Source organism: Rhodococcus wratislaviensis (assembly GCF_041228765.1).
GTDB lineage: Bacteria > Actinomycetota > Actinomycetes > Mycobacteriales > Mycobacteriaceae > Rhodococcus_F > Rhodococcus_F wratislaviensis.
The window spans coordinates 4,011,505-4,038,073 of sequence record NZ_CP150488.1 but is presented as its reverse complement, the minus strand read 5'-3'; the positions used below and the strand labels follow the sequence as shown (position 1 = coordinate 4,038,073).

The following is a 26,569-nucleotide window of genomic DNA, read 5'->3' as shown; positions in this document are numbered from 1 at the left end:
TCCTTGTACCACCTGCTGTTACAGGTGATGTTCCGCGTTCCTCCGGAGCGGATTCATCACCTGGCCTTCGCTGCGATGCGCCTGGTCACGCGGTTCTCGCCGCTGCGTCAGCTCGTCGGCAAGGTTCTCGTCGTGGACGATCCGGCTCTGCGGAACACCGTGTTCGGACTCGACTTCCCGGCGCCGCTCGGACTGGCCGCCGGGTTCGACAAGGATGCGACCGGCGTCGACGCGTGGGGTCCCCTCGGCTTCGGGTTCGCCGAGGTGGGCACCGTCACTGCCCAGGCGCAGCCCGGAAACCCGGCTCCCCGCCTGTTCCGGCTGCCCGCGGACCGCGCCCTGATCAACCGGATGGGTTTCAACAATCACGGCGCAGGCAATGCCGCCAACCATCTCCGTCAGCGCCGGGCCGGTGTCCCGATCGGCGCGAACATCGGCAAGACGAAGATCGTCGACGCCGCGGACGCCCCGGCCGATTACACGGCGAGCGCGCAACTGCTCGGCCCGCTGGCCGATTTCATGGTGGTCAACGTCAGCTCACCGAACACCCCGGGACTGCGGGACCTGCAGGCCGTCGAGTCTCTCCGGCCTCTCCTGCGTGCCGTTCTCGACTGCGTGACCGTCCCCGTTCTGGTGAAGATCGCCCCCGACCTGTCCGACGACGACGTCGACGCGGTCGCGGATCTCGCGCTCGAACTCGGCCTGGCCGGCATCGTCGCCACCAACACGACCATCCGCCGGGACGGGCTGAACACCCCGGACGACGAGGTGGCGGCGATCGGTGCGGGCGGGTTGTCGGGTCCTCCGGTCGCCGAACGATCCCTCGAGGTCCTCCGCCGCCTGCACGCGCGGGTAGGTGATCGCCTGGTGCTGATCTCCGTCGGCGGCATCGAGACGGTCGACCAGGCGTGGGAACGGATCCTGGCCGGGGCGTCCCTCGTGCAGGGTTACACCGGCTTCATCTACGGCGGGCCGTTCTGGGCGCGCCGCATCCACAAGGGGCTGGCCCGGAAGGTGCGCGCGGCCGGCTACTCCTCCGTCGCCGATGCGGTCGGCGCAGGCGCCGTGCGCTGACACGGACCGCACACAGACCGGTGGCCGGCGAATCCCGAGGATTCGCCGGCCACTCGTGTCTTCCGGAGCTATCGAGCTACTGCTCGTACGTTCCCTGGATCTTCGCGCGAGCGATCGCATGCGAGAACAGGTTGAAACCCAAGAACGCCGGCGTCGAGTCGGCGGTGACCCCGTCGAGAGTCTCCACGTCGAGCGCGTGGACCACGAAGATGTAGCGGTGCGGTCCGTGCCCTTCCGGCGGGGCCGCGCCGAGGAAACGACGCAATCCGGCGTCGTTCTTCAGCGTGATCGCACCGCTCGGGAGCCCGGTTCCGTCGTCGTCGCCTGCCCCGCTCACCAGCGTGGTCGTGTCGGCCGGAATGTTGGCGACCGCCCAGTGCCAGAATCCGGACGCCGTCGGCGCGTCGGGGTCGTACACCGTCACCGCGAAGCTCTTGGTCTCGGCGGGGAACCCCGACCACGACAGCTGCGGTGAGTTGTCGTAGCCGCCGGCGCCGAAGATTCCGCTGACCTGTTCCTTGTTCAGCGGCTGCCCGTCGGTGACGTCGGTGGAGGTCAGCTCGAAACTCGGCAGGTCGGGAAGGGCCTCGTACGGGTCGTGTGACATGCGGTTCCTCTCTTGTCGCGTATCGGTTCTCGGATCAGCTGTGGAGCAGAAAATGTTCCAGCACGCGTGTACCGAACAGTAGTGCGTCGACCGGTACCCGTTCGTCGACACCGTGGAACAGCGCGCTGAAATCCAGGTCGGCGGGCAGCTGCAGCGGAGCGAACCCGAAGCACCGGATGCCGAGCTTCGCGAACGCCTTGGCGTCGGTTCCACCCGACAGCATGTAGGGCACGGTCCGGGCACCGGGATCGTGCGCGAGGATCGCGTCGTTCATGGCGTCCACGAGATGTCCGTCGAACGTCGTCTCGTAGGAGTCGAGTTTCGTGATCCATTCGCGCTGGACGTCCGGCCCGATCAGCTCGTCGACCGTCGCCTCGAACTCGGCCTGCCTGCCGGGCAGGATCCGGCAGTCGACGACCGCCTCCGCGGTCTGCGGGATGACGTTGGCCTTGTAACCGGCCGAGAGCATGGTCGGGTTCGCGGTGTCCCGGAGAGTGGCGCCGATGATGTTGGCGATGGTGCCGAGTTTCGCGAGGGTGCCGTCGAGGTCGGGCGACTTCGGGTCGAAGTCGAGTCCGGTCTCCTCACCCGCCGCTTCGAGGAATTCGGCCACCGAATCGGGGATGACCAACGGGAACGTGTGCGCACCCAGCCGCGCGACCGCCTGCGCCAGGATGGTGACGGCGTTGTCGGTGTGCAGGAACGAACCGTGCCCGGCCCGGCCCTTGGCCGTCAGCCGCATCCATCCGAGACCCTTCTCCGCGGTCTCGACGAGATAGAGCCTGCGGTCGGTGCCGTCCGGTCGGGGAACGGTCAGGGAGAAGCCGCCGACCTCGCCGACAGCTTCCGTCACACCCTCGAACAGATCGGGACGATTCTCGACCAGCCACTGGCAGCCGTACTTGCCACCGGCCTCCTCGTCGGCGACGAAGGCGAACACGAGGTCGCGAGGAGGAACGATTCCCTCGGCCTTGAACTGGCGGGCGACCGCCAGGATCATCCCGACCATGTCCTTCATGTCGACGGCACCGCGTCCCCACACGTAACCGTCCTCGACGGCTCCGGAGAACGGGTGGACGCGCCAGTCGGCCGGCTCGGCGGGAACGACGTCGAGGTGGCCGTGCAGCATAAGGGCGCCGCGGTCGGGGTCCGAGCCCTTCAGCCGCGCGAACACGTTGCCGCGGCCCGGTGCACCCGACTCCACGTACTCGGTCTCGTAGCCCACCTCCTGCAGCTGGGCCGCCACCCACTCCGCACACTCGCGTTCGCCCTTCGTCGTGGCGAGCTCTCCGGTGTTGGACGTGTCGAAGCGGATCAGCGAACTGACGAGATCCACGACTTCGGCTTCGGCGCGACCCTGGCCTGGGGTTTCCTGTGTAGTTGGCACTCCACTTTCCTACCACCGCAGCAGCGGAAACGCTCAGGTGAGAGGGGCGATTTGGGCCGTGGCGGTTCATCGGTTAATCTTTTGCAGCACCCAGGAAATGGGGGCAAGCAAGTCCGAGTGGCGGAATGGCAGACGCGCTAGCTTGAGGTGCTAGTGTCCTATTAACGGACGTGGGGGTTCAAGTCCCCCCTCGGACACTCTGAGTTGAGACAGACGAAAAGGCCCCGGTTCATCGAACCGGGGCCTTCTTCGTGAGAGGGCGAAGTTCGATGGGTGAAACAACGACGACGATCGATCCGGCGGATCTCGAGATCTGCCTGAAGGTTCTCGATCAGGCGGCGGAACTCGACGATGCGGATCCCGATTCCGTCACGGTCCAGCGCGCTGTCGGTCACCTCTTCAAGAAGTTGAAGAAGCGCAGGCGGATCGCGGCCCGCGACGCCGTCTCCGAGGCCGACCGTCAGGTCGTCGCCGCGACCGCGACGGGTTCCCCCGATCGGATCGACGACGAGACCGCGGGCATCCCGCTCACGTCGAACGCCGACGGCGCGTCCGCGGGCACCCTGATCCGGCCCCGCCCGTGCTACATCTGCAAGCAGCGCTACACCCGGGTCGACGCGTTCTACCACCAGCTGTGCCCCGACTGCGCGGCAAAGAGCCGCGCCAAGCGGGACGCACGCGCCGACCTCACCGGCCGCCGGGCGCTGCTGACCGGCGGTCGCGCCAAGATCGGGATGTACATCGCCCTGCGGTTGCTCCGCGACGGAGCCCACACCACGATCACGACGCGTTTCCCCAACGACGCCATCCGCCGGTTCAAGGCCATGGAGGACAGCAGCGAGTGGATTCACCGGCTGCGCGTCGTCGGCATCGATCTGCGCGACCCGGCGCAGGTCGTCGCGCTGGCCGACTCCGTTGCCGCACAGGGCCCGCTGGACATCCTGATCAACAACGCCGCACAGACGGTGCGACGCTCCCCCGGCGCCTACAGCGCGCTCGCGGATGCCGAGTCCGGCGCCCTTCCCTCCGGCGACCTGCCCGACGTCCTGACGTTCGGCAAGACCAGCGACGCCCACCCGGCAGCACTCGCCGGTTCGCTGTCCGACGTGTCCGCGATGGCGGGCGCCGCACTGTCCCCCGACGCGGTGAGCTCACTCGCACTGGTCGCGAAGTCGGCTTCCCCCGATCGCATCGACCAGGGTCTGGCGATCGACGCCGGCGGACTCCTGCCCGACCTCGCGCACACGAACAGCTGGGTCCAGACGGTCGAGGAAGTCGACCCGATCGAGCTGCTCGAGGTGCAGTTGTGCAACTCGGTCGCCCCGTTCATCCTCGTGTCCCGGCTGCGGCCCGCGATGGCGGCGGCAGGCGCCCGCCGCAAATACGTGGTGAACGTCTCCGCGATGGAGGGCCAGTTCAGCCGCGCCTACAAGGGTCCGGGGCATCCGCACACCAACATGGCGAAGGCCGCACTGAACATGCTCACCCGCACCAGCGCCAAGGAGATGCTCGACGACGGCATCCTCATGACCGCGGTGGATACCGGGTGGATCACCGACGAGCGGCCGCATTACACCAAGATGCGCCTGGCCGACGAGGGTTTCCACGCCCCCCTCGACCTCGTCGACGGCGCCGCCCGCGTCTACGACCCCATCGTCCAGGGCGAGCAGGGCGTCGATCTGCACGGCTGCTTCCTGAAGGACTACGAGCCCTCACCCTGGTGATCGAGCACCGCTCGGATCCACCTACGAGAGCATCGACACAGCCGGAGCACTCTCCGGCGCGGGGATAATAGGGGTCGTACCGATACCTGAAAATGGAGGCGCTTCATGGCGATAGCCGTTGTCCACCGAGACAGCCCGGAAGGCCGGGCGGCCATCGTCCACGCCGCCCGCGAGGCTGTGCAACGACGGGAACAGCTGCTCGTCCTCCACGTCCTCGACGACGACCCCGGGCAGGACGCCGAGTCCGACCGCTCCGCCCTCCGCGCCGAGATCCAGGCGACGCTCGAGAGCGGCGGAGTCGGCGAGTCGTCGTGGGAACTGCGCACCAACGAACACGACGGCGATCAGGTGAGCGCGCTGCGCGCGCTGGTCGACAGCAGCGGTGCGGATCTGCTGGTCGTGGGGACCCGGCGCATGTCCCCGATCGGCAAGTTCCTCCTGGAACGATGGCTGCAGCGCCTCCTCCTCGAGGTCGACATTCCGATCCTGGTGGTCAAGGAAAACGTGCGCGGCACCGCCTGAGCCCGTTACCCGGCGGACCCGGCCGAGCGACGCCTACGATGGCGTATGGGGGAACTTCGGATGTCAGGGGTGCATCGATGGGGAGCGTCTTCTACGAGGTCGTCGCCGACGCCACTGCCGTCGCGCACTTGATCTTCATCCTCTACGTCGTCTGTGGCGGGTTCCTCGCCTGGCGCTGGCCTCGCACGATCGCACTCCACCTCGCTGCGGTGGCCTGGGGATTCACTGGCCTGCTGGTCGGCATCGACTGCCCGCTGACACACGTGGAGAGCTGGGCCCGCGTCCGCGCCGGGCAGGACCCGCTCCCCTCGTCCGGGTTCATCTCCCACTACCTCACCGGCGTCGTCTACCCGGAATCCGCCGCGGGAGCGATGCAAACTCTCGTCGCGCTCGGCATCGTCACCTCGTGGGTCGGCTACGTCGTCCTGCGGGTCCGCACCCGGGTACCCCTCGCTCCGACCCACCCCGGCGGTACCGGAGTCTGAGCGCGTCCTTCCCTACCGCCGAGTAGGGTCGTGCCATGACAGACAGCGCACGTGAATTGGATCTCGTCGTCTACGGGGCCACCGGCTTCGTCGGCAAACTTCTCGCCGACTATCTCGCACAGCACGCCCCGGACGGCGTGCGGATCGCGCTCGCGGGGCGCACAGCCGCCAAGCTCGAAGCGGTGCGGTCCGCACTCGGACCGCGGGCGGCGCAGTGGCCCCTCATCGTCGCGAACTCCGACGACGCCGCGTCGCTCGCAGCCCTCGCTGGACGCACCCGCGTGGTCGCGACGACGGTCGGCCCCTATGCCAAGTACGGACACGCCCTCGCAGCGGCCTGCGCCGAGGCGGGCACCGACTACGTCGACCTCACCGGTGAGGTGCTGTTCGCCCGCGAGAGCATCGACGCCAACCACGACCGGGCCCGCGAGACCGGCGCCCGGATCGTCCACTCCTGCGGGTTCGACTCCATTCCGTCCGACCTCGGGGTGCACGTCCTCCACGAGAAGGTCCGGGAGGACGGCGCCGGCGAACTCACCGACACCACCCTGGTGGTCACGTCCGTGCGCGGCGGGGTCAGCGGCGGCACGATCGATTCGCTGCGCACGCAGGTGGACGTGTCGAAGAAGAATCCGGCGTCGCGGCATCTCGCGGCTTCGCCGTACTCGCTGAGCCCCGACCGCTCGAAGGAACCGGACCTCGGCAAGCAGTCCGACATGAGCGTGGTCAACGGCGAGGACATCGCACCCGGTCTGAAGGGGTGGAAGGCGCCCTTCTTCATGGGGCCCTACAACACCCGGGTCGTGCGGCGCAGCAACGCGCTCCGCGACTGGGCCTACGGTCGGGAATTCAAGTACCGCGAGGTCATGAACGTCGGAAGCTCCCCGATCACACCGGTGATCGCGGGTGCGGTGGCGGCCGGCCTCGGCGGAATGATCGTCGGAATGGCCCTCCCGCCCACCCGGTACATCCTCGACCGCGTTCTGCCCTCGCCAGGCGACGGCCCCAGCGAAGAGGCGCAACGCAAGGGTCACTTCACCATCGACGTGTACACGACCACCACCACGGGCGCGCGCTACACGTCGCGGGTGAAAGCGAAGGGTGATCCCGGATACCGCGCCACCGCGGTGATGCTCGGCGAATCCGCGCTGAGCCTCGTCCTCGGCGGCGATGCACTGCCGGATTCGGCCGGCGTCCTCACCCCCGCGACGGCACTCGGCGACGTCCTGGTGACACGGCTGCGCGACGCGGGCTTCGAGATCTCTGCGCGAAAACTGTGAGCGGTTGGGCGCGTGTGAAGATGACACGCGCCCACCCCTCCCGCTAGTGTCGAACCTTGTGCGCGGACGGCCGCGCACGCGACGAGAGATGTGGGAGTTCGAGTGAACGGCACGAGCGCGCAGGCAGGCCCCGCGGCCTCGCTCGCCCTCATGCCCTTCTGGCCCTCCCGCCGAGGCCATGCCTTCGACCAGGGATGTTGCTGACCAGCCTGCTCGCTGGTCTTTGCTGCCCTGACGGTTCGCTCTCTCGGTCGGAGTCTCGATGTTCAAGCTCTTGATTTTCACGCTGGTCGGCGTGGGTGCCCAGTTGGTCGACGGCGCTCTCGGCATGGCCTTCGGCGTGACTGCGACCACCCTGCTCGTGTTCAGCGGCGTCGGACCGGCACACGCCAGCGCAGCAGTGCATTTCGCCGAGGTCGGTACGACGCTCGCCTCCGGTGCGTCGCATTGGCGGTTCCGCAACATCGACTGGGCCCTCGTCCTGCGCCTGGGCGTCCCCGGCGCCATCGGCGCGTTCCTCGGTGCGACGGTGCTGTCCCAGTTGTCGACGGCCGCCGCCGTCCCCGTGACGTCGACGATCCTGCTGGCGATCGGTGTCTACGTGCTGCTCCGCTTCTCGATCCGCCCTCCCGCCGTCAACGACGCCCGGACGTCGCCGCACACGGCGAAGTTCCTGTCACCGCTCGGACTGTTCGGTGGATTCATCGACGCGAGCGGCGGCGGCGGCTGGGGGCCGATCACCACCAGCACGCTGCTCTCGCGCGGCAAGACCGCACCGCGCACCGTCATCGGTTCGGTCAGCGCGTCGGAGTTCCTGGTGTCCGCCGCGGCCAGCATCGGGTTCATCTTCGGTCTCGGCAGCGACTTCTTCGACAACATCCCCATCATCGCGGGGCTGGCTCTCGGCGGCATCATCGCCGCACCGCTCGCCGCCTGGCTCGTCAGCCGGGTGCCCGCGACCCTTCTGGGAACCGGTGTCGGCGGCATCATCATCATCACCAACGCGCAGAAGCTGTTCAAGACGTTCGACGTGACCGGTGTCGCTGCGACCCTCGGGTACCTCGCTCTCGTTGCGGTGTGGGCCGGACTGCTGGTCGTCGCCTGGCGTCGGTCGCGTCTCAGCGCTGCCGAGGCCGCTGGCGATCTGCACCGGATCGACGCCGAGAACGACACACCGATCGAGTCGGAGGCCCCGTCGCTCGAGCCGTCCACCGGAGAGAAGGCCTGACCTCACCTCCCGCCCTCACCTTGGGAGCGAGCCCTCACGACATCCGCCACACCGCATCCTTACCAGCGGGTAACATTGGGTGCGGTTCATGGCACCCGTGCGGTGCTCCGAGAGCGGAACAGTGAGGCATTTCATGACTGAGCGTGTTGAGGTCGGCGGTCTGCAGGTCGCGAAGGTGCTCTACGACTTCGTGAACGAGGAGGCGCTGCCCGGGACCGGGGTGTCGGTGGACGGGTTCTGGTCGGGTGCGGCCAAGGTGATCGGGGATCTGGCGCCGAAGAACCAGGCGCTGCTTTCCACCCGCGACGACCTGCAGGCCCGGATCGACGCCTGGCACCGGGACCGGGCCGGCACCGCGATCGACCCGGCCGAGTACACGGCGTTCCTCACCGAGATCGGGTACCTGGTGCCCGAACCGGCCCCGTTCGCGGTGTCCACGGCGAACGTGGACACCGAGATCACCGCCACCGCCGGCCCGCAGCTGGTGGTCCCGGTCCTCAACGCCCGCTTCGCGCTGAACGCCTCCAACGCCCGCTGGGGGTCGCTGTACGACGCCCTGTACGGCACCAACGCCATCCCCGACGACGGCGGCGCGGAGGCGGGCGACACCTACAACAAGGTCCGCGGCGACAAGGTCATCGCCTGGGCCCGGCAGTTCCTCGACACCGCCGCCCCCCTCACCACCGGCTCGCACGCCGACGCCGCCCGCTACACCGTCGACGGCACCGCCCTGCGGGTGCAGCTCGCCGACGGCACGATCACCACCCTCGCCGAGCCGGGCAAGTTCGTCGGCTACCTCGGCGCCCCCGACGCCCCGACCGGTGTGCTGCTGCGCAATCATGGGTTGCACGCGGAAATCCAGATCGACCCCACCTCCCCGATCGGTCGGACGGACGCGGCCGGGGTCAAGGATGTGGTGCTCGAGTCCGCGGTCACCACCATCATGGACTTCGAGGACTCCGTCGCCGCCGTCGACGCCGACGACAAGGTGATCGGCTACCGCAACTGGCTCGGCCTCAACCGCGGCGACCTGGCCGAGGAGATGACCAAGGGCGGGAAGGCGTTCACCCGCCGCCTCAACCCCGACCGGGTGTACACCGCCCCGGACGGGTCCGAACTGACCCTGCACGGGCGGTCGCTGCTGTTCGTCCGCAACGTCGGCCATCTGATGACCACCCCGGCGATCCTGCACCCGGACGGCACCGAAATCCCCGAGGGCATCCTCGACGCCCTGATCACCTCCCTGTGCGCCGTCCACGGGCTCGGCACCTCCGAGGCGACCGGCCCGCTGGTCAACTCCCGCACCGGGTCGATCTACATCGTCAAACCCAAGCAGCACGGCCCCGACGAGGTCGCGTTCACCACCGAACTGTTCGGCCGCGTCGAGCAGGTGTTGGGATTGCCCGCCAACACCCTCAAGGTCGGCATCATGGACGAGGAACGCCGCACCACCGTCAACCTCGCCGCCTGCATCCGGGAGGCGTCGGAGCGGGTGGTGTTCATCAACACCGGGTTCCTCGACCGCACCGGCGACGAGATCCACACCTCGATGGAGGCCGGGCCGATGATCCGCAAGGCCGAGATGAAGAAGCAGACCTGGATCACCGCCTACGAGGACTGGAACGTCGACGTCGGCCTGGCGTGCGGGTTGCAGGGGCGGGCGCAGATCGGCAAGGGCATGTGGGCGATGACCGAGCTGATGGCCGAGATGCTCGAGCAGAAGATCGGCCACCCCAAGGCCGGCGCGAACACCGCGTGGGTGCCGTCCCCGACCGGGGCCACCCTGCACGCCACCCACTACCACCAGGTCGACGTGGTCGCCGTCCAGAACCGGCTGACCGGCACCCGGCGGGCCACCCTCGACGAGATCCTCACCATCCCCCTCGCCCCGAACACCGACTGGTCCGAGGCCGAGAAGCAGGAAGAACTCGACAACAACTGCCAGTCCATCCTCGGGTACGTGGTCCGGTGGATCGACGCCGGCGTCGGCTGCTCCAAGGTCCCCGACATCCACGACGTCGCCCTGATGGAGGACCGCGCCACCCTCCGCATCTCCTCCCAGCTGCTGGCGAACTGGATCCGGCACGGCGTGGTCACCGCCGACCAGGTGGTGCAGTCGCTGCAACGGATGGCCCCGGTGGTGGACCGGCAGAACCAGGGCGATCCCACCTACCGGCCGCTGGCCCCGGACTTCGACACCAACATCGCCTTCCAAGCCGCCAAGGAACTCATCCTCGACGGCACCCACCAGCCGTCGGGCTACACCGAACCGATCCTGCACCGCCGCCGCCGCGAATACAAAGCCGCCAACGCCTGACCGATAGCCCCCACGTGAGTGGCGAAGCGTGCCCCGGCACACTTCGCCACTCACGTGTCAGGCGAGGCGATCCTGCGCATCACTACACTGCGAGGGTCAACGTCAACTCGTCGGACAGGGGCTGGAAAGCACGTGGGGCAGCATCGCGGCGAATCGCGCGCCAGGGGTATCAGCAGAGGGCCTTTGATCGTGCTCGGTCTCGTCGTCGTGATCGTGCTGGGTGTGTTCGGCTGGTTCCAGTTGCGTGACCGGATCAACGATCAGGGAGTGGCAGCCGCGGGCGCCTGCGTCGAAGGCGAATCCGTGCTCGCGGTCGCGGCGGATCCCGACATCGCACCCCAGCTCCAGACCCTCGCCGACCATTTCACGGAGACGGCGCCGGTGATCCGCGATCAGTGCGTGTCGGTGACGGTCACTGCCGTCGCGTCCGACACCGTGCGCGACGCCTTGTCCGCGGGGCCGGACGGCCCTTGGGACGCAGCGGCACTCGGTCCTCGCCCCGCTCTGTGGATTCCGTCCAGTTCGCACTCCGTCAAGCAGGTTTCGGCAACCGGCGTCATCAGCGGCGAAGCCCGGCCCCTGGCGACCAGCCCCGTGGTGCTCGCCGTCCGGACGGCGTTCGCGAACGCACCGGGCACGACGGCCATCGACTGGAAGGATCTGCCGTCGCTGCAGACCGGCCGCGACTCCCTCGCGACGCTCGGCCTGCCGGGCTGGGGCAGCCTGGGCGTGCCGCTCCCCGTCGGCCCCGGCGCCGAGAGCACGGAGATGGCAGTCGAGGCGGTCGCGGCCGCGGTCACGGGAAGCAGCACGGGGCCGGTGACGGAGGAGCAGGCACGTTCCGTACCCGTCACGTCGGCGCTCACCGCTCTGGCGCTCGGCTACGAGGCGTCGTCGGGGACGAAACCCGCGACGACGCGGGAGGCACTCACCGCGCTGGCCGAGCAGGGCGATCCCGCCACCTCCGGCATCCACGCGGTCGCGGCCACCGAACAGCAGGTCTACCAGGCCCTGCGCGACGCACCCGGAGCCGACATCACCACCTCGATGCCGAAGGGTCCGACACCCGTGGCAGATCACCCGGCGGCCGTCCTGGCCGGCCCGTCCGTCGACGAGACGCAGAGCCGCGCCGCCGCGCAGTTCGCGGAGTTCGTCCGTCGGCCCGAACAGGCACAGGTCCTGGCCGACGCCGGGTTCCGAGTCGAAGGACTCGCCCGGCCCGACGACACCCCGTTGGCCTTTCCCGGTTTCGAATCCACCCTGGTTCCCGCGGATGCAGCCGCTGCGGCCGAGCTGATGCAGGTGATCCGGAATCCGATCACGCCACGCACCTCCACCGTCCTGCTCGACCTGTCCAGCTCGATGGGCGAGCGTGAGGGGACGGCGACGCGCCTGGCGAACACGACGGCAGCGCTCGCAGCCCACGTGGACCGTTCTCCGGACTCGTCGAATCTCGGGCTGTGGGAGTACAGCACCGCGCTCGACGGGTCCCGGCCGTATACGACCGTGGTCGCGACCGGTCCCCTCTCGGCGGGCGGTTTCACCGAGGGCACCCGCAGGCAGGCGCTCGACGCCCGGCTCGCCAAGGCGACACCCGCCACGGGGTCCTCGACCTACACGTCCCTCGAAGCTGCCTACACGAGCGCGGTCGACGGATACACGCCCGGCCGCACCAACTCGGTGCTGCTCGTCACCGACGGCGCCAACGACGACTCCGTGGCGCGCGCTGATCTGCTGTCCGCCATCGCCGCGGCCTCGAGCACGTCGAAGCCGGTGCGCATCGACGTGGTGACGATCGGCGAGAACTCCGACCTCAACACGTTGCAGGCGCTGGCCGATCGCACCGGCGGGTCGCTGGAGAAGGTCGCGTCCTCGGACGGAGCGGCATTGCCGACCGCGATCAGCAAGCTGCTGTCGTGACAAGGCTCCTGGTCTTCGCGGTCTTCCTCGCAGTCGTCACCTGGTGGCTCCACCGGCGACTCGTCCGGGCCACCGGACTCGGTCGCCCCTGGTCGGTGGTCGTCGACGTGACTCTCGTGGTCCTGTGGGTGCTCGCCGTCATCGGAGTCGGCAGCGGCGAAGCCTTCGACCCGGGATGGGCGCGTCCCCCCGGGTGGGTGGGCTGGGTGTGGCTCGGCGCGATGTTCTATCTGGTGCTCGGGCTTCTCCTGGTTGCGTTGATGTCGCTGCTGACGCGGCTGTTCGGCCGCCTGCGCGGCACCGCGAACGGCGAACGGGTCGACCTGTCGCGGCGGCGAAGCCTGCGCATCGCCACCACCGTCGTCGTGGTGGGTGCCGTCGCCGCCGCCGGCTACGGGGTGTCGGAGGCCGCGCGGCCGCGGATCGTGCGGGTTCGGGTGCCGCTGACACGTCTCCCCGCCGAGTTCGACGGTGTGCGGGTGGCGCTCGTGTCCGACCTCCACGTCGGCCCGGCGCGAGGAGTCGATTTCACCCGTCGCGTCGTCGACCTGGTGAACGCGGAGCAGCCGGATCTCGTCGCGATCGCGGGCGATCTGGTCGACGGGACCGTCGCGAAGGTATCGCCCGATCTGCAACCGCTCGCCGACCTCGAGGCCCCACTCGGGGTGTTCGGTGTCAGCGGCAACCACGAGTTCTACGCCGACGACGGTGGCCGGTGGCTGGACGTGTGGGACCGACTGGGCATCCGGACGCTGCGCAACGAGCGCGCGACGATCACCCGCGGCGGCGCCACCATCGACATCGCGGGCATCCACGACTATTCCTCGCCGGCCCCCTACGAACCCGATCTTCCCGCCGCGCTCGCCGGACACGATCCGTCGACGTTCGTCGTGCTGCTCGCGCACGAACCGCGGCAGGCACTGGAAGCGTCCGACCTCGGTGTCGACCTGCAACTGTCGGGGCACACGCACGGCGGGCAGATGTGGCCGCTGGGTTATCTGGTGCCGCTGCAGCAGCCGTCGGTGACGGGACTGGACCGCATCGGGAACACCGTCCTGTACACGACCCGCGGTGTGGGCACGTGGGGTCCGCCCGTGCGTGTGGGCGCCCCGCCGGAGATCACGATCCTCGAACTGGTGCGCGAGGACTGAGCGAGCGATGCCCGCCCCGCGTGAGCGGGACGGGCATCGTCTGTGTCAGGCGCCTTCGAACGCGGAGATCGGCGGGCAGGAGCACACGAGGTTGCGGTCGCCGTGCGCACCGTCGATGCGCCGGACGGCCGGCCACACCTTCGGCCGTGCCTTGCCGCGGGGGAACACCGCCGTCTCACGGGTGTACGGGTGGTTCCATTCCGCTGCCAGGCAACCGGCCGTGTGCGGGGCACCGCGCAGCGGGTTGTCGTCCACCGGCCACTCCCCCGCGCCCACCCGGTCGATCTCGGCGCGGATCGCGATCATCGCCTCGCAGAACGCGTCGATCTCTTCGAGGTTCTCGCTCTCGGTGGGCTCCACCATCAGCGTGCCCGCCACCGGGAAGCTCATCGTCGGTGCGTGGAATCCGTAGTCGGCGAGGCGCTTTGCGACGTCGTCCACGGTCACACCGGTGTCCTTGGTGATCGGCCGGAGGTCGAGGATGCACTCGTGGGCGACCATTCCACCCTCGCCGGTGTAGAGGACGGGGAAGTACTCGTCCAGGCGGCGGGCGATGTAGTTGGCCGACGCGATCGCGGTCAGGCTTGCCCGGCGCAGTCCGACGGCGCCCATCATCCGGATGTACGCCCACGTGATCGGGAGGATCGACGCGCTGCCGTAGGGGGCCGCGGAGATTGGTCCGCCGGTGCCGAGTTCCGGTGCGAGCGGATGTCCGGGCAGGAACGGCGTCAGATGGGACCGCACACCGATCGGACCGACACCGGGGCCACCACCACCGTGCGGGATACAGAACGTCTTGTGCAGGTTGAGGTGGCTCACGTCGCCGCCGAACCGGCCGGGACGGGCCAGGCCGACCAGGGCGTTGAGGTTGGCGCCGTCGACGTACACCTGGCCGCCGGCGTCGTGGACGGCGGCGCAGATGTCGGCGATCTCGTGCTCGTACACACCGTGCGTGGACGGGTATGTGATCATGATCGCCGCGAGGCGCTCGGCATGGTCGGCGATCTTCGCCCGCAGGTCGTCCAGGTCCACGTCACCGTTCGGGCGGCAGGCGACGACCTCGACGCGCATCCCGGCCATCACCGCGGATGCGGCGTTGGTGCCGTGGGCGCTCGACGGGATGAGGCAGGTGTCGCGGTGGTCGTCTCCGCGGCTGAGGTGGTAGTTGCGGATCGCGAGCAGTCCCGCGTACTCGCCCTGGCTACCGGCATTCGGCTGCAGGCTGACCGCGTCGTAGCCGGTGACCGCCACGAGCCAGTTCTCGAGGTCCTTGATGATGCGGAGGATTCCCGGCGTGTCCCCGGTCGGAGCGAACGGGTGCAGCCCGGCGAACGCGGGCCAGGTGATCGCTTCCATCTCGGCGGTGGCATTGAGCTTCATAGTGCAGGAACCGAGCGGGATCATGCTGCGGTCGAGTGCGATGTCCTTGTCGGACAACGCCCGCAGGTAGCGCAGCATCGCCGTCTCGGTGCGGTACCGGGTGAAGGCCTCGTGCTGCAGGTAGTCGGATCCGCGGAGCTGCGCGTCGGGGACGGACGTGCCCGCTTCGTCGGTCACCGGGCCTTCGCCGCCGAACGCCGCCAGCACATGTGTGACGTCGTCGGTGGTGGTGGCCTCGTCGCACGCGATGGCGACGTGATCGGCGTCGACGAGCCGCAGGTTGATGCCGGCGTCCTTCGCCTTCGCCACCACGTCCGCCGCCCGGCCGTCGACACGCACGAGAATCGTGTCGAAGAAGTGCTCGTGGACGACGACGGCCCCGGTCTTGCGGAGCGCCGCAGCCAGGGAGCGCGCCGTGTTCGCCACGCGCAGGGCGATCGCCTTCAGTCCTTCGGCACCGTGGTAGCTGGCGTACATGGCCGCCAGAATCGCCAGCAGCACCTGAGCGGTGCAGATGTTCGACGTCGCCTTCTCGCGGCGGATGTGCTGCTCGCGGGTCTGCAGCGCCAGTCGGTACGCCTTGTCGCCGTCGGCGTCGACGGAGACGCCCACCAGACGGCCGGGGAGTTGACGTGCATGCTTGGTGTGCACGGCGAGGTAGCCGGCGTGCGGGCCACCGAAGCCCATCGGGACACCGAACCGCTGCGTGGTGCCGAAGCAGGCGTCGGCCCCGATCTCGCCGGGCGGGGTGAGGAGGGTGAGCGCCAGCAGATCCGCCCCGACCGCGACCAGTGCGCCGCGCTCGTGGGCGGCGGCGATCACGTCGGTGTAGTCGACGATGCGACCGGACCCGCCGGGCATCTGCGCGAGGACACCGAAGAAGTCACCGTCCGGGAGGCCGGCGGACAGGTCGGCCACCACGATCTCGATGCCGAGCGGCTCGGCCCGGGTCTCGACGACGGCCAGCGTCTGCGGGAACAGGTCGGAGTCGACGACGAACCGCGGGGACTTGCTCTTGCTCGCCCGGCGCAGCAGCGTCATCGCCTCGGCGGCGGCGGTGGCCTCGTCGAGCATCGACGAGTTGGCGACCTCCATGCCGGTCAGGTCGGCGACCATCGTCTGGAAGTTGAGGAGGGCTTCGAGGCGGCCCTGGCTGATCTCGGGCTGGTACGGCGTGTAGGCCGTGTACCAGGCCGGGTTCTCGATGATGTTCCGGATCAGGACCGGCGGGGTGAGGGTGTCGTAGTAGCCGAGACCGATCATGGACGTCGCCACGGTGTTCTGCGCGGCGAGTGCGGACAGTTCGGCGAGCGCCTCGTGCTCGGATACCGGTGCGGGCAGTGCGTCGAGGCCGTCGGCGATGCCGCCCGTGACCCCGTCCAGGATGACGGCGGGGACGGCCTTCGACGCGAGGTCGTCGAGCGAATCGGCTCCGACCAGTTCGAGAATGTGCGCGAGTTCCGCAGCGTTCGGGCCGACATGACGATCGGCGAATGTACGGCTTCCAGCGTCGATCACGACAACTCCCAAGCAGTTCGGAGGATCAGGACACGCCCCGCGTAGCGGAACGTCCCTCCCCCTCTGTCGCCTGCTCGAGTCGAGCGCCTGAGAGATTCGGTACCGTCGTTCGCGTGTGAAGACGGCCCTTTCCCCGTGGGCGGGTGGGTGCTCCCACCGCTTTCCAGAGACGTCGGAGCCCGCACGGTCCTGTCTGCCTGAGAGATTGACGGGGAGGTGTTGCTCCTTCGGCGCCCGAACTCCCGCACACACGATGTTTCTGTGCTTGCAGTGCCCGGAACTCTCCCGCACGGCGTCGACGCACCGCCCAGTCTATGTCACGGCTGCAGATGGCGGCGCAGGCAGCGCCGCCGCCGACGGATACGGGCTAGCCTGTCTTGCGGCTCGCTCGGTTCTTGCGCCGCGACGCCAGTTCGTCCTCGGGGCTCTGCTCGCTCTCGCCGCCGTCGGCGCGCTCTGCCGGGAAATCGGCGATGGTGCCGGTCAGTTCGCGCATCGCACCGCTCACCGCGATACCGAAGACACCCTGCCCGCCCTGGAGCAGATCGACGACCTCTTCCGGGGACGTGCACTCGTAGACCGTGGTCCCGTCCGAGAAAAGTGTGATCTTGGCCAAGTCCCGCACTCCGCGCTTACGGAGGTGGTCGACGGCCACTCGGATGTTCTGCAGGGATATTCCGGTGTCGAGCAGACGCTTGACGATTTTGAGGACGAGGATGTCTTTGAACGAGTACAGCCGTTGGCTGCCCGAGCCTGCTGCGCCACGAATGGACGGCACGACGAGGGATGTGCGAGCCCAGTAATCGAGCTGGCGGTAGGTGATTCCCGCGATCTGGCAGGCGATGGGGACGCGGTATCCGACGAGGTCGTCGGGCACGGAATCGTCCGGGAAGAGGCCCGGTTGGATCTCCTCGGAGCTGAATTCGGACTCGGCAACGTTGTCGCCGGGCGCAAGATTCAGCGCATTCTCCTGCGGCCGATCTCCCACTGACTACTCCCTCTCGCATGTTGCACTGAACCCGACGATCAGTGCGCCTGTGACGCGCGTCGCCAGTGTCCGCGGCACAGCCGCAGCACATCGGGCGGCGCAAGCGCCACCAGTGACATCGAGCTAGTCCGTACCCTGAACCTACTCAGCGTACGCCCGATACAATCTGCAGGGCAGAAAATCACTGCACCGAACGCTATGACTCCGAAGAGACCGGGTCAACGCAACGCGCCGGGAGAACGTCAACCGTTACCGCGCCCGAGGCTTTTCTGCAGGTGCACATCAGCCGTCAGTGGCCTTGAAATCGTCCGGCGACACGGACTCGAGGAATTCCTTGAACTTCTCGACCTCGTCCTCGCGCTCGTCGGGCATGACCAGACCGGCCTCCGTGAGCACCGCTTCCTCGGCGAAGATCGGAACCCCGATCCGGAGTGCGATGGCGATCGAGTCGGACGGGCGAGCCGAGACGCGGGTGTTCTGGTCGAATACGAGGTCGGCGTAGAACGTGCCCTCGCGGAGGTCGACGATGCGGACTTCCTTCAGGGTGCGGCCGAAGGCTTCGATCAGGTTCTTGATCAGGTCGTGGGTCAGTGGACGCGCCGGCTCGACGCCCTGCTGTTCGAGTGCGATAGCGGTGGCCTCGGTCTGGCCGATCCAGATGGGCAGGTACCGCTCGCCGTCGGTTTCCCGCAACAGCAGAACAGGTTGATTTTGGGGCTGCTCGACACGAACTCCGATCACGTGCATTTCGCTCATCGCGTCTGCCTCCACCCTGCAATGGTCCGTCCGCGGCACACAATGCCGTACCAGGATTCTATTCGATTCGTGTCTGCTCTTCGACCGTACAGCCGTTCGAGCGCAGCGTCGTTGGGAACTTCCGAGGTGGGACGGTCGGCGAACGCACGTCACCGATCGAGCGCACCCCGGACTGCCGACTTCACCAGGCAGGTGTGCAACGTGAGGGACAACGCGGCCAGTTCGCGCACCATCTCCTCGGCGCGATCACGTGCGCCGGCGTCACGGCCCTTGGCGACGGGCCCGGCGATCTGCGCGACCAACCCTGCCTCGCGGTCGGCCGCCAGCTTGAACGCCCTCAGGTGCCGGACCTCGAGTCCGAACTCGGACATCGCCCTCGCTGTGCGCGCCAGTGTCACCGCGTCCTCGTCGAAGAACCCCGCCGGTCCGGGAACGACCAGGCCCCCACGGGTCAGTTCGCCGAGGAACTTCTCGTCGATTCCCGCCCGGGAGATCAGGTCGTCGCGGCTGATCCGCACCTCACGGTCGGTGAGGAACTCCTCGGGAGACACCTCACCCGGGGCCACGGTGAGCGCGCGCGGCCGGCGCGGCGAAGAATCGCCTGCGCCGACCGTGGCCACACCTCTGTCGATGGCCTCGAGCTGCTCCTTGATGACCTTCAGCGGCAGATACTGATCGCGCTGCGCAGTGAGGACATAGCGCAGTCGTTCACAGTCGGCGATCGAGAATCGCCGATACCCCGAGGGAGTGCGCTGGGGGCTGATGAGACCCTCGGCTTCGAGGAATCGGATCTTCGAGATCGTCACATCAGGAAAATCGGGGCGGAGTCGATCCAGCACGGAGCCGATCGACATCCCCGATTGCGCCTGCTGCTGCCGCACCGCGGTCATTGGCTACCCGCACCAGCTGACGTCTCACCGATCTGCGAGCCACCGGCCGTGGTCCGGGGTCCGGTCAGGAAGACCAGCCGGAACTTGCCGATCTGGACCTCGTCACCGTTGGCCAGGACAGCCGAGTCGACCGGCTCGCGGTTGACGTAGGTGCCGTTGAGGCTGCCGACGTCGACCACCTGGAACTCGTCGTCCTCCTGGCGGAACTCCGCATGACGACGGCTGACGGTCACGTCGTCCAGGAAGATGTCGCTGTCGGGATGCCGTCCCGCGGACGTCGTCGGCTGGTCGAGCAGGAAGCGCGACCCTGCGTTCGGTCCACGCTTGACGACGAGCAGAGCAGAGCCCGCGGGCAGTCCCTCCACACCCGACACCGGAGCTTCCGGGGCCTGGGTTGCCGAGGAGTTGTCGAGCTCATTGAGAAAGTCCGCGCGGAAGACCGACGTGGTTTCCGCCGGCGTCTCCCCATAGACCGCGTCGTTGCCGTTCTCGCTCACCGTTTCTCCTCCTAGTTCGATCATCCAGCAAGATTCGCTGGACTACGCAATGCCACTCGGTACTACATAATTCGGTTCCCGTGCACATTAACTTCCGTGCAAACTCCCACGATCACATTCAAACTACGGACCTGCGCCCCGACACGGCACATGCGTTCAACATCGACCGTACCCTGCGCACGCCGGTGCGTGTAGTGAGACAGGCCGCCAGCACATTACGAACCGGTATTCCGACAGCGGATTTCTCCGGCAACCCGGTTTTCCGGGCTGTCGGCACCTTCCGAAACTATCCGATTACCGCTTCGCGTGTTCTCGGGAAATTATCCTGCCGTGATGTCTGCATAGCCGGCGGCGTCCAGCATTTCGGCCAGTGCCGAATCGAGGGTCGCCTCGTCGTCGACACCGAGGTCCACCAGCCACCCCTGCCCGTACGGCGCGGAGTTCACGAGTTCCGGGTTGCCGTCCAGATCGGCATTGGCGGCAACGACTTTCGCCGTCAGCGGGGCGAAGATGTCGGAGACGCTCTTGGTGGATTCCACCTCGCCGAACGATTCGCCCGCCGTCACGTCCTCGTCGACCGCCGGAAGCTGGACGAACACGACGTCGCCGAGCTGGGACTGCGCGAAATCGGTGATGCCGACGCGTACCGTCGTGGGCCCCGTCCGCTCGACCCACTCGTGTTCGGCGGTGTACCGACGATCGGCGGGGATTTCGAGCTCACTCACAGTGGCTTCCTTTCGATGGCAATCCGCGGGCGGATGCGAAGATCAATTTCCGGGCTGAGCGTATTGGCGAGGTTTCGCCTCCCGCAAGGCGGAGATCGTGACCTGCTGCGATTGTTCGATCGTCAGCTGTCCGCCGCTGCGCGCGACCGTGTCGACCACCCCGCCGGGAATGTTCAGGGCCGCCGCCAGAGTCGGCGGATCACCGATGGCGACCACCCCGTAGGGGGCGTTCACCTTCCGGCCGTCCACCGACACGCCGCCGGCCGAACCGGACACCCAGGAGTCGACGCCGATCCGGATGGGCGGGCCCTCCGCACCCTGGATCTGGACGGCTTCGGCGCCGGCGGCACGCAATTCCTGCACGAGGTCGAGCAGAACCTCGGAGCCGACCCCCTTGTTGGGGTCGGTGATGCGCATCGTCACCCCCGGGCCGGTGGCCGGTGCGCTGCCGACCTGGATCGACAGTGCCGTCAACCGGGCCTGCGCCTCGTCGAGGGCCGCCCCGGAACTGCCACTCTGTTGCAACGTTGCCAAGGTCTGTTCCAGCGATGCGATCTCCTGCCGCAGAGCCGCCTCCCGCTGGTTCAGCGTGTCCAGGACGACCAGCAGATCCGCCGGGCTCGCCGAGTCGAGGGTGTCGCCGGACCCGGTGTTCTTCACCTGCGTCACGATCGCGATTCCCAGCCCACCGAGCAGGAGCGCGGCCAGCAGCGCGAAGACGACGTGTGAGCGCTGCGACGTCGCCGGTTCGTTCCCGTGCAGTTCGTGTCTTCCCTCGTGTCCGCTCACGCCGCGATCACGCCCCGAACAGTCGTCGCCGGAGCGCGGCCGCGTTGCCGAAGATGCGGATGCCCAGCACGACGACGATCGCGGTGGACAATTGGGTTCCGACACCGAGTTGGTCACCGAGCCACACGATCAGGGCCGCCACCAGGACGTTGAACACGAACGAGACGACGAAAACCTTCGAGTCGAAGATCTCGTCGAGGTACGCGCGCAATCCGCCGAACACCGCGTCGAGCGCGGCGACGACGGCGATGGGCAGGTAGGGCTGCACGGCGTCGGGCACTTGCGGGCTGAACACCACGCCCAGCACGATGCCCACGATCAGGGCGAGCACCCCGTAGATCGCGGATCCGCCCTTCAGTGCTGCCTTCATTCGTGTGACGCCTCCATTCGACTCCGCCGTTGTCATCGTGTTCCCACTTCCCGGGCCGCCCGCACTTCCCGCGCCGGGGCGGCGGGCAAGTGGAGATCGTCGGCCTCCGCCACCGCGAAGCCGATGCCGTACAACTGCGCCACGCTGGACATCCGCAGGTAGGCGTCGCTCACCACGAATCCGGTCTGCATCGGCCCTTGCGGGCCGATCGCCGAGACCACGTACGGCGAGAACACCGGCTGATTGTCCACGAGCATCGCGCCACCCGCCTGCCGGATCGTCACCGACGGCCCGATCCGCACGTCCCCGACCGCGATGGCCTCGGCGCCGCTCGCCCACAGTGAATTGACCACCGACTGGAGGTCGCGGTCGAGCACCACGGCCTTCCCCCCGACACTGCGCTGGGACGAGTCGGACAGGTTGGGCTTGGCCGCGGGGTCCGTCAACGTCACGGTGAGCCCGGGACCGTGCACGGCCTCGACTCCGGCGTCTCCCTCGAGGCCACGAAGCTCGTCGAGCAGTGCCGCACCCCGGGCGTCGCCGGCCAGCGCGGTGGCGCGCGCGTCGTCGGTCTGTGTCGACAGCGTGTCCCGGGTGGCGGCGAGGGCGCCCGCCCGGTCCTCGGCGTCCTGCACCTTGCTCAGAAGCTCGGACCGCACCTGCTCGGTGCCGGGAAGCCGTTCGGTCGCCTGCCGGTAGGCGACCGACAGCACCAGACCCACGAGCAGCGCACCGATCGCGATCCACACCTGCTGACCGACCCGCGTCTGCCGTGAATGTCCCTGCTCACGATCCTCCGCCGCACCCTCGTAGCCGGGGTCCAGATGATCGTTCATCAGAGACCGCAGCAGGGACGGCACCGGATTCCTGCGGATGCCGGAATCTGTCCGTTTCATCAATGGACCTCGCGTTCCTCGCCGCCCGGTCCTCGCACGGGAACGGTGCGCGCGACGGTCAGCGCGTTCACGGTGTAGAGCAACCCGGTCCACACGTACAGCACCGTGCCCCAGATCAGGAGCGCCGCGCCGAGCGGCTCCGCCACGGTCGCGATGCTCCAGTCACCGTGCGCCGCGAGGGTCATGGGCAGCGCGAACATCAGCAGGAACGTGGCACCCTTGCCGAGGTACATCACGTCGGGGGGTGGCAGACCGCGGCGTCGGTAGATGAACAGCGTGAGCGCGAGAACGGCGTCGCGGCCGATCAGGATGGCCGCCACCCACCACGGGATGAATCCGCGCAGGACGAACGTCACCAGCGTCGTGACGACGTAGAGCCGATCGACGAAGGGGTCGAGCAGCGCACCCAGCTTCGACGATTGGTCCAGGATCCGCGCCAGCTTGCCGTCGAGCCAGTCGGTGAAGCCGCTGATCATGAGGATCGCGAGCGCCCACCCGTCGGAATGGGTGACGAGCAGCAGGTACACGAACAGCGGCACCCCGAGGAGTCGAACCACGCTCAGGAGGTTCGGGACGGTCACGATCCGGTCCGACCGCGTAGTGTCCCGGTCCACCGAATTCACCAAAATCTCCCCAGCGTCGAGTGCGGACCTGTCTTCGGGCGCTCGTCGCACCGCTCTCGCCACTCTTCCACAACCGGGATGGTGTTCAGTCGATCGTCCCGTCCGTCCGGCCGTGTCATTCGCCCCGCGCGACGCCCGGTCGCGGTGGGGCCGGAACCCGCGCTACGGCGTCCGCGGTCAGACTTCCCAGGTACAGCCACCCGTCGTGTTCCCGCACACCGGTGACAGGTGAATAGCTGCCCTTGCCTCCGCGCAGGCTGTGGACGATCTCGCCGCGGTGATCGAGGGCGATCACCCAGCCGGCGTGCTCCGGATTCGGTTGCACGGCCTCCGGCAGGTTCGCCGCGACGATGCGCAGCGTGGGGTAGGGCGCGAGCAGGTCCAGCAACCGCATCCGCGGGCTGTAGAGCGCCACCCAGAACAGCCCGTCACGTGTCTGGGACGTCATGTTGTCCGGTATGCCGGGCAGATTCGCGGCCCACACCGACGCCGCACCCTGCGACGGGCCGGTCAGGTCGACGCGGGAGATCTGGTACGAGCCGGTCTCGGCGACGAGGACGAACGATTCGTCCGAGGCCAGTCCCACGCCGTTGGCGAACTGCAGTCCTTCGGCGAGGACGTCGGTCTCCCCTGTCCGCGGGTCCAGGCGCAGCAGGCGGCCGGTCCCCCGGTGCTCGAGAAGGTCGTAGCAGTGGTCGGCGATCGTGAAGTGCGCCGAGGAGTCGGTGAAGTACACGATGCCGTCCCGGCCGACCGCCGAGTTGTTGCACGCCACGAGCGGGCGCCCGGCCGCGGCGTCGGCCAGCACGTCGACGCGCCCCTTCTCGTCGACCCTCAGCACACCGCGCTCGGCGTCGCAGACCAGGAATCGGCCGTCGTCCAGGACCTCGACTCCGAGGGGGCGCCCGCGGGTGTTCGCGAGTTCGGTGGCACCGCCTCGGCTGTCGAACCGCCAGATCCGGCCGTCGTTGCCTCCGGTGACCACCCGGCCGTCGTGATCGACGGCAACGTCCTCCGGGCCTTCTCCGGTAGGGAGCGTCCAGCGGTGCGCGCCGTCGAGCACACCGTTGGGAGCGAGCACTCCCGTGAGGGGTGGCGGCGGCGGGGCGTGCCAGACGACGGGGTCGACACCGGTGCGGTCGAGCTTGCGGGCGAGAGACTCGAAGAGGGTCACGAACTGTGAGATTAGTCGTGCCCGCCGGTCGATGGGGTCTCGCTAACGCCAGGCGAAGACCGGCTGGTCGAAACCGTCGATCCGGGTGTGCCTGCCGTGCAGCGCGACCTCCCGGAACTGGTACACGACTGCGCCTGTCGGGGCGTGCACGAGGTGACGCCGGAACGGCCATTGGATCACCGGTTTCGACGATTCGGGGATCTCGACGAACCGCGGCTCCGCGTCGATTTCGGGAACGCCCACCGAGAACACTTCCGCCACTTCCTCGCGGTTGGGGACGAGCGACGTGATCGGCTGGTCCGACCACACGACGAACGGTGTGATGACGTACCCGGAGCGGGTGACATAGTCGTCGAGCCGGCCGAGCACCGCGGACGGCTCCACGTCGAGGCCGAGTTCCTCGTGCAGCTCGCGCCGGGCGGCGTCCTCGCCGGTCTCCCCCGGATCCACTCCGCCGCCGGGCAACGCGAACTGCCCCGGGTGCGCGCGCATCTTGCTGGGGCGCATGGTCAGCGGAACGGCCTGACCGTCGGCGCCGTCGTTCATCACGGCGATCACGACCGCCGCGGACCGCCGATTCGTCGGGTCCACGATCCGTGGTTCGAAGCGCGCCAGCGCGTCGGCGAGCCGGTCCCTGCTCAGTGCGTGCCCATTCACCATCACCCGACAGTATCGCCAGTCGCGGCGAAACCCACGCTTCGATCCTCCGCGTTTCGAACCCCGCGCCGGCCGTCAGCCGAGCAACTGCTGCCTGATCTCGTTCTTGAGGACCTTCCCCAGCTTGGAACGAGGCAGATCGGGCCAGACCAGGATTTCCTTCGGGGTCTTCACACTGCCGATGCGCGCTTTCACGAACGCCGTGAGTGCGTCGGCCTCGATCGGTGTTCCGGCTCGGGACTGGACGACGGCGACGACACGTTCACCCCATTTCTCGTCGGGGAGCCCGATCACCCCGCAGTCCTGGATTCCGGGGTACGCCATGAGCGCCTGTTCCACTTCGACGGAATAGACGTTGAACCCGCCGGTGATGATCATGTCCTTGGCCCGGTCGACGATGTACAGGAAGTTGTCGTCGTCGAGGTACCCGATGTCGCCCGTGTGATGCCAGCCGTGCGCCGACGCCTCCTGCGTCGCAACGGGATTCTTGTAGTACCCCGTCATGACGAGCGAGCTGCGCACGACCACTTCGCCTCGCTCACCGGCAGGCAGCAGCGTCCCCTGCCCGTCCATGATCGCGACGGTGACCAGCGGGGAGGGCCTGCCCGCGGAGCTCAGCCGGGCGGTCGCGACCGAGCCGTCCGCGTGGAAATGGTCTTTCGGCGCCATCGTCGCGATCATCATCGGCGCCTCGCTCTGCCCGAACAGCTGCGCCATCACCGGCCCGATCCGGGTCAGCGCCTCGTCGAGCCGGGTCGGCGAGATCGGCGCCGCGCCGTACCAGAAGCACTGCAGCGAGCTCAGGTCCGTCGTCTCCAGGTCGGCGTGGTCCAGCAGCATGTAGATCAGGGTCGGCGGGAGGAACGTGTGGGTGACGCGGTTCCGGTCGATGTGCGCGAGGAACTGCCCCAGGTCGGGCGCGGGCATGATGACCACCTGCCCGCCGAGGGCGAGGATCGGAAAGCACAGGACGCCGGCCGCGTGCGTCAACGGCGCGAGTGCGAGGTAGACCGGTCTGCCGTCGAACGGGTAGCTCATCAGGGTCAGCGCAGACATCGTCTCGATGTTCCGGCCGGTGAGCATCACACCCTTCGGCTTCCCCGTCGTCCCGCCGGTGCCGACGATCAGCGCGAGGTCGTCGACGGGCTCGGCGTCGAGACGTTCGGTACCCAGCCAGTCGTCGAACGGGTGGGCGTACTCCTCGTCGCCGTCGAGACACACGAGGGTCGTCAGCAGCGGCAATTGCTGCCGGATCCGATCGACCAAGGGCGCGAACGCCTTCTGGAAGATCAGGCAGCGACAGTCGAAGAGGTCGAGCAGGTCCCGATTCTCCGCGGCCTCGTTCCGCGGGTTGATCGGGCACCACACCGCCCCCGCCCGGCTGATCCCGAACACGCAGGAGAACGCGGTCGGGTCGTTGCCGGACAGGACGGCCACCTTATCGCCCGCGGCGATCCCCGACCGTGCCAGCGCGGCCGCGACGCGCCGGCTCAGGTCCTGGACATCGGCGTACGACAGTGTCCGGTCGCCCATCGTCAGGCACGGCTCCGACGGTCCGAGCGAGGCACCCTTGTCGAGGTAGTCGGTCAAGCGCATCGTGGGGTCCTCCTC

At 68.3% G+C, this 26,569-nt stretch carries 24 protein-coding genes, 1 tRNA gene and 1 riboswitch; of the genes, 10 read left to right on the top strand and 15 right to left on the bottom strand.

The genetic code is table 11. The features are described from left to right. Positions 1 to 3 precede the first annotated feature (3 nt). Positions 4 to 1,074 (top strand): quinone-dependent dihydroorotate dehydrogenase, encoded by a 1,071-nt coding sequence (locus tag WKC72_RS18610; protein WP_112298621.1) that lies wholly within the window; start codon positions 4 to 6, stop codon positions 1,072 to 1,074. Between the two features lie 76 nt (positions 1,075 to 1,150). On the opposite strand, the gene WKC72_RS18605 is transcribed toward WKC72_RS18610, so the two are convergent. Then, the gene (locus WKC72_RS18605) at positions 1,151 to 1,681 is read right to left on the bottom strand and encodes a YbhB/YbcL family Raf kinase inhibitor-like protein (RefSeq protein WP_005243092.1); all 531 of its coding nucleotides are present in this window, start codon (positions 1,679 to 1,681) and stop codon (positions 1,151 to 1,153) included. A 34-nt stretch (positions 1,682 to 1,715) separates the two neighbouring features. Further along, positions 1,716 to 3,068: a M20/M25/M40 family metallo-hydrolase gene (locus WKC72_RS18600; RefSeq protein WP_128642031.1), complete on the bottom strand. Its 1,353-nt coding sequence runs from the start codon at positions 3,066 to 3,068 to the stop codon at positions 1,716 to 1,718. A gap of 111 nt (positions 3,069 to 3,179) precedes the next feature. Between WKC72_RS18600 and WKC72_RS18595 the strand changes: the two genes are divergently transcribed. From WKC72_RS18595 to WKC72_RS18555, 9 genes are all read left to right on the top strand, one after another. Next, positions 3,180 to 3,265, top strand: a tRNA-Leu gene (locus WKC72_RS18595). Between the two features lie 72 nt (positions 3,266 to 3,337). Next, complete coding sequence (locus WKC72_RS18590; RefSeq protein ID WP_112298623.1) at positions 3,338 to 4,792, top strand: SDR family oxidoreductase; 1,455 nt, start codon at positions 3,338 to 3,340, stop codon at positions 4,790 to 4,792. A 105-nt stretch (positions 4,793 to 4,897) separates the two neighbouring features. Continuing rightward, positions 4,898 to 5,314 carry a universal stress protein gene (locus tag WKC72_RS18585; protein ID WP_037229425.1) on the top strand — a complete coding sequence of 139 codons (417 nt, stop codon included), beginning with the start codon at positions 4,898 to 4,900 and terminating at the stop codon, positions 5,312 to 5,314. A 77-nt stretch (positions 5,315 to 5,391) separates the two neighbouring features. Further along, on the top strand, positions 5,392 to 5,799 hold the full coding sequence (locus WKC72_RS18580; protein WP_128642030.1) for a DUF2784 domain-containing protein: 408 nt from the start codon (positions 5,392 to 5,394) through the stop codon (positions 5,797 to 5,799). Between the two features lie 35 nt (positions 5,800 to 5,834). Continuing rightward, on the top strand, positions 5,835 to 7,079 hold the full coding sequence (locus WKC72_RS18575) for a trans-acting enoyl reductase family protein (protein ID WP_037229419.1): 1,245 nt from the start codon (positions 5,835 to 5,837) through the stop codon (positions 7,077 to 7,079). Positions 7,080 to 7,341: 262 nt separating this feature from the next. Then, the gene (locus WKC72_RS18570; RefSeq protein ID WP_037229417.1) at positions 7,342 to 8,307 is read left to right on the top strand and encodes a sulfite exporter TauE/SafE family protein; all 966 of its coding nucleotides are present in this window, start codon (positions 7,342 to 7,344) and stop codon (positions 8,305 to 8,307) included. 133 nt (positions 8,308 to 8,440) lie between these two features. Next, complete coding sequence (locus tag WKC72_RS18565) at positions 8,441 to 10,624, top strand: malate synthase G (protein WP_370183845.1); 2,184 nt, start codon at positions 8,441 to 8,443, stop codon at positions 10,622 to 10,624. 132 nt (positions 10,625 to 10,756) lie between these two features. After that, a complete protein-coding gene (locus tag WKC72_RS18560) occupies positions 10,757 to 12,544 on the top strand; it encodes a substrate-binding domain-containing protein (RefSeq protein ID WP_037229410.1) in 1,788 nt (595 codons plus the stop codon). Further along, complete coding sequence (locus tag WKC72_RS18555) at positions 12,541 to 13,695, top strand: metallophosphoesterase (RefSeq protein WP_037229407.1); 1,155 nt, start codon at positions 12,541 to 12,543, stop codon at positions 13,693 to 13,695. The genes WKC72_RS18560 and WKC72_RS18555 overlap by 4 nt, the downstream gene beginning before the upstream one ends. Positions 13,696 to 13,740: 45 nt before the next feature. Here the strand turns inward: WKC72_RS18555 and gcvP are convergent, their stop codons facing one another. From gcvP to WKC72_RS18490, 13 genes are all read right to left on the bottom strand, one after another. Continuing rightward, positions 13,741 to 16,593: an aminomethyl-transferring glycine dehydrogenase gene (gene gcvP, locus WKC72_RS18550; protein WP_370183843.1), complete on the bottom strand. Its 2,853-nt coding sequence runs from the start codon at positions 16,591 to 16,593 to the stop codon at positions 13,741 to 13,743. Positions 16,594 to 16,767: 174 nt separating this feature from the next. After that, positions 16,768 to 16,891: riboswitch (glycine riboswitch) on the bottom strand. 69 nt (positions 16,892 to 16,960) lie between these two features. Continuing rightward, positions 16,961 to 17,581, bottom strand: coding sequence for a MerR family transcriptional regulator (locus WKC72_RS18545; RefSeq protein ID WP_037229402.1), 621 nt, complete (start codon positions 17,579 to 17,581; stop codon positions 16,961 to 16,963). Positions 17,582 to 17,863: 282 nt separating this feature from the next. Continuing rightward, positions 17,864 to 18,337 carry a bifunctional nuclease family protein gene (locus WKC72_RS18540; protein ID WP_005264201.1) on the bottom strand — a complete coding sequence of 158 codons (474 nt, stop codon included), beginning with the start codon at positions 18,335 to 18,337 and terminating at the stop codon, positions 17,864 to 17,866. Positions 18,338 to 18,486: 149 nt separating this feature from the next. Beyond that, positions 18,487 to 19,227 carry a MerR family transcriptional regulator gene (locus WKC72_RS18535; protein ID WP_005243120.1) on the bottom strand — a complete coding sequence of 247 codons (741 nt, stop codon included), beginning with the start codon at positions 19,225 to 19,227 and terminating at the stop codon, positions 18,487 to 18,489. Continuing rightward, positions 19,224 to 19,748, bottom strand: a complete 525-nt coding sequence (locus WKC72_RS18530) for an FHA domain-containing protein (protein ID WP_370183841.1) — start codon at positions 19,746 to 19,748, stop codon at positions 19,224 to 19,226. The genes WKC72_RS18535 and WKC72_RS18530 overlap by 4 nt, the downstream gene beginning before the upstream one ends. 296 nt (positions 19,749 to 20,044) lie before the next feature. Then, positions 20,045 to 20,449: a glycine cleavage system protein GcvH gene (gene gcvH, locus WKC72_RS18525; RefSeq protein ID WP_037229400.1), complete on the bottom strand. Its 405-nt coding sequence runs from the start codon at positions 20,447 to 20,449 to the stop codon at positions 20,045 to 20,047. A 42-nt stretch (positions 20,450 to 20,491) separates the two neighbouring features. After that, complete coding sequence (locus WKC72_RS18520; RefSeq protein ID WP_037229398.1) at positions 20,492 to 21,238, bottom strand: DUF881 domain-containing protein; 747 nt, start codon at positions 21,236 to 21,238, stop codon at positions 20,492 to 20,494. A gap of 7 nt (positions 21,239 to 21,245) precedes the next feature. Next, entirely contained in the window at positions 21,246 to 21,608 is a 363-nt protein-coding gene (locus tag WKC72_RS18515; RefSeq protein WP_005264197.1) for a small basic family protein, read from the bottom strand. 32 nt (positions 21,609 to 21,640) lie between these two features. After that, positions 21,641 to 22,504: a DUF881 domain-containing protein gene (locus tag WKC72_RS18510; protein WP_128642025.1), complete on the bottom strand. Its 864-nt coding sequence runs from the start codon at positions 22,502 to 22,504 to the stop codon at positions 21,641 to 21,643. After that, complete coding sequence (locus WKC72_RS18505; protein ID WP_128642024.1) at positions 22,504 to 23,127, bottom strand: CDP-alcohol phosphatidyltransferase family protein; 624 nt, start codon at positions 23,125 to 23,127, stop codon at positions 22,504 to 22,506. Before WKC72_RS18505 ends, WKC72_RS18510 begins: the two co-directional genes overlap by 1 nt. A gap of 115 nt (positions 23,128 to 23,242) precedes the next feature. Next, the gene (locus tag WKC72_RS18500) at positions 23,243 to 24,301 is read right to left on the bottom strand and encodes an SMP-30/gluconolactonase/LRE family protein (protein ID WP_370183835.1); all 1,059 of its coding nucleotides are present in this window, start codon (positions 24,299 to 24,301) and stop codon (positions 23,243 to 23,245) included. Positions 24,302 to 24,343: 42 nt separating this feature from the next. After that, on the bottom strand, positions 24,344 to 24,961 hold the full coding sequence (locus WKC72_RS18495; RefSeq protein WP_037229709.1) for a CoA pyrophosphatase: 618 nt from the start codon (positions 24,959 to 24,961) through the stop codon (positions 24,344 to 24,346). Between the two features lie 72 nt (positions 24,962 to 25,033). Further along, positions 25,034 to 26,554 carry a long-chain fatty acid--CoA ligase gene (locus tag WKC72_RS18490; RefSeq protein ID WP_037229384.1) on the bottom strand — a complete coding sequence of 507 codons (1,521 nt, stop codon included), beginning with the start codon at positions 26,552 to 26,554 and terminating at the stop codon, positions 25,034 to 25,036. Between the last annotated feature and the right edge of the window lie 15 nt (positions 26,555 to 26,569).

Excerpts from the sequence above, each read along its gene's own strand:
- WKC72_RS18590 (WP_112298623.1), top strand. The coding sequence starts at position 3,338 with ATGGGTGAAACAACGACGACGATCGATCCGGCGGATCTCGAGATCTGC.
- WKC72_RS18575 (WP_037229419.1), top strand. The coding sequence starts at position 5,835 with ATGACAGACAGCGCACGTGAATTGGATCTCGTCGTCTACGGGGCCACC.
- WKC72_RS18510 (WP_128642025.1), bottom strand. The coding sequence starts at position 22,504 with ATGAAACGGACAGATTCCGGCATCCGCAGGAATCCGGTGCCGTCCCTG.
- WKC72_RS18570 (WP_037229417.1), top strand. The coding sequence starts at position 7,342 with ATGTTCAAGCTCTTGATTTTCACGCTGGTCGGCGTGGGTGCCCAGTTG.
- WKC72_RS18605 (WP_005243092.1), bottom strand. The coding sequence starts at position 1,681 with ATGTCACACGACCCGTACGAGGCCCTTCCCGACCTGCCGAGTTTCGAG.
- WKC72_RS18515 (WP_005264197.1), bottom strand. The coding sequence starts at position 21,608 with ATGAAGGCAGCACTGAAGGGCGGATCCGCGATCTACGGGGTGCTCGCC.
- WKC72_RS18490 (WP_037229384.1), bottom strand. The coding sequence starts at position 26,554 with ATGCGCTTGACCGACTACCTCGACAAGGGTGCCTCGCTCGGACCGTCG.
- WKC72_RS18585 (WP_037229425.1), top strand. The coding sequence starts at position 4,898 with ATGGCGATAGCCGTTGTCCACCGAGACAGCCCGGAAGGCCGGGCGGCC.
- WKC72_RS18540 (WP_005264201.1), bottom strand. The coding sequence starts at position 18,337 with ATGAGCGAAATGCACGTGATCGGAGTTCGTGTCGAGCAGCCCCAAAAT.
- WKC72_RS18580 (WP_128642030.1), top strand. The coding sequence starts at position 5,392 with ATGGGGAGCGTCTTCTACGAGGTCGTCGCCGACGCCACTGCCGTCGCG.
- WKC72_RS18535 (WP_005243120.1), bottom strand. The coding sequence starts at position 19,227 with ATGACCGCGGTGCGGCAGCAGCAGGCGCAATCGGGGATGTCGATCGGC.
- WKC72_RS18495 (WP_037229709.1), bottom strand. The coding sequence starts at position 24,961 with ATGGTGAATGGGCACGCACTGAGCAGGGACCGGCTCGCCGACGCGCTG.
- WKC72_RS18530 (WP_370183841.1), bottom strand. The coding sequence starts at position 19,748 with ATGATCGAACTAGGAGGAGAAACGGTGAGCGAGAACGGCAACGACGCG.
- WKC72_RS18565 (WP_370183845.1), top strand. The coding sequence starts at position 8,441 with ATGACTGAGCGTGTTGAGGTCGGCGGTCTGCAGGTCGCGAAGGTGCTC.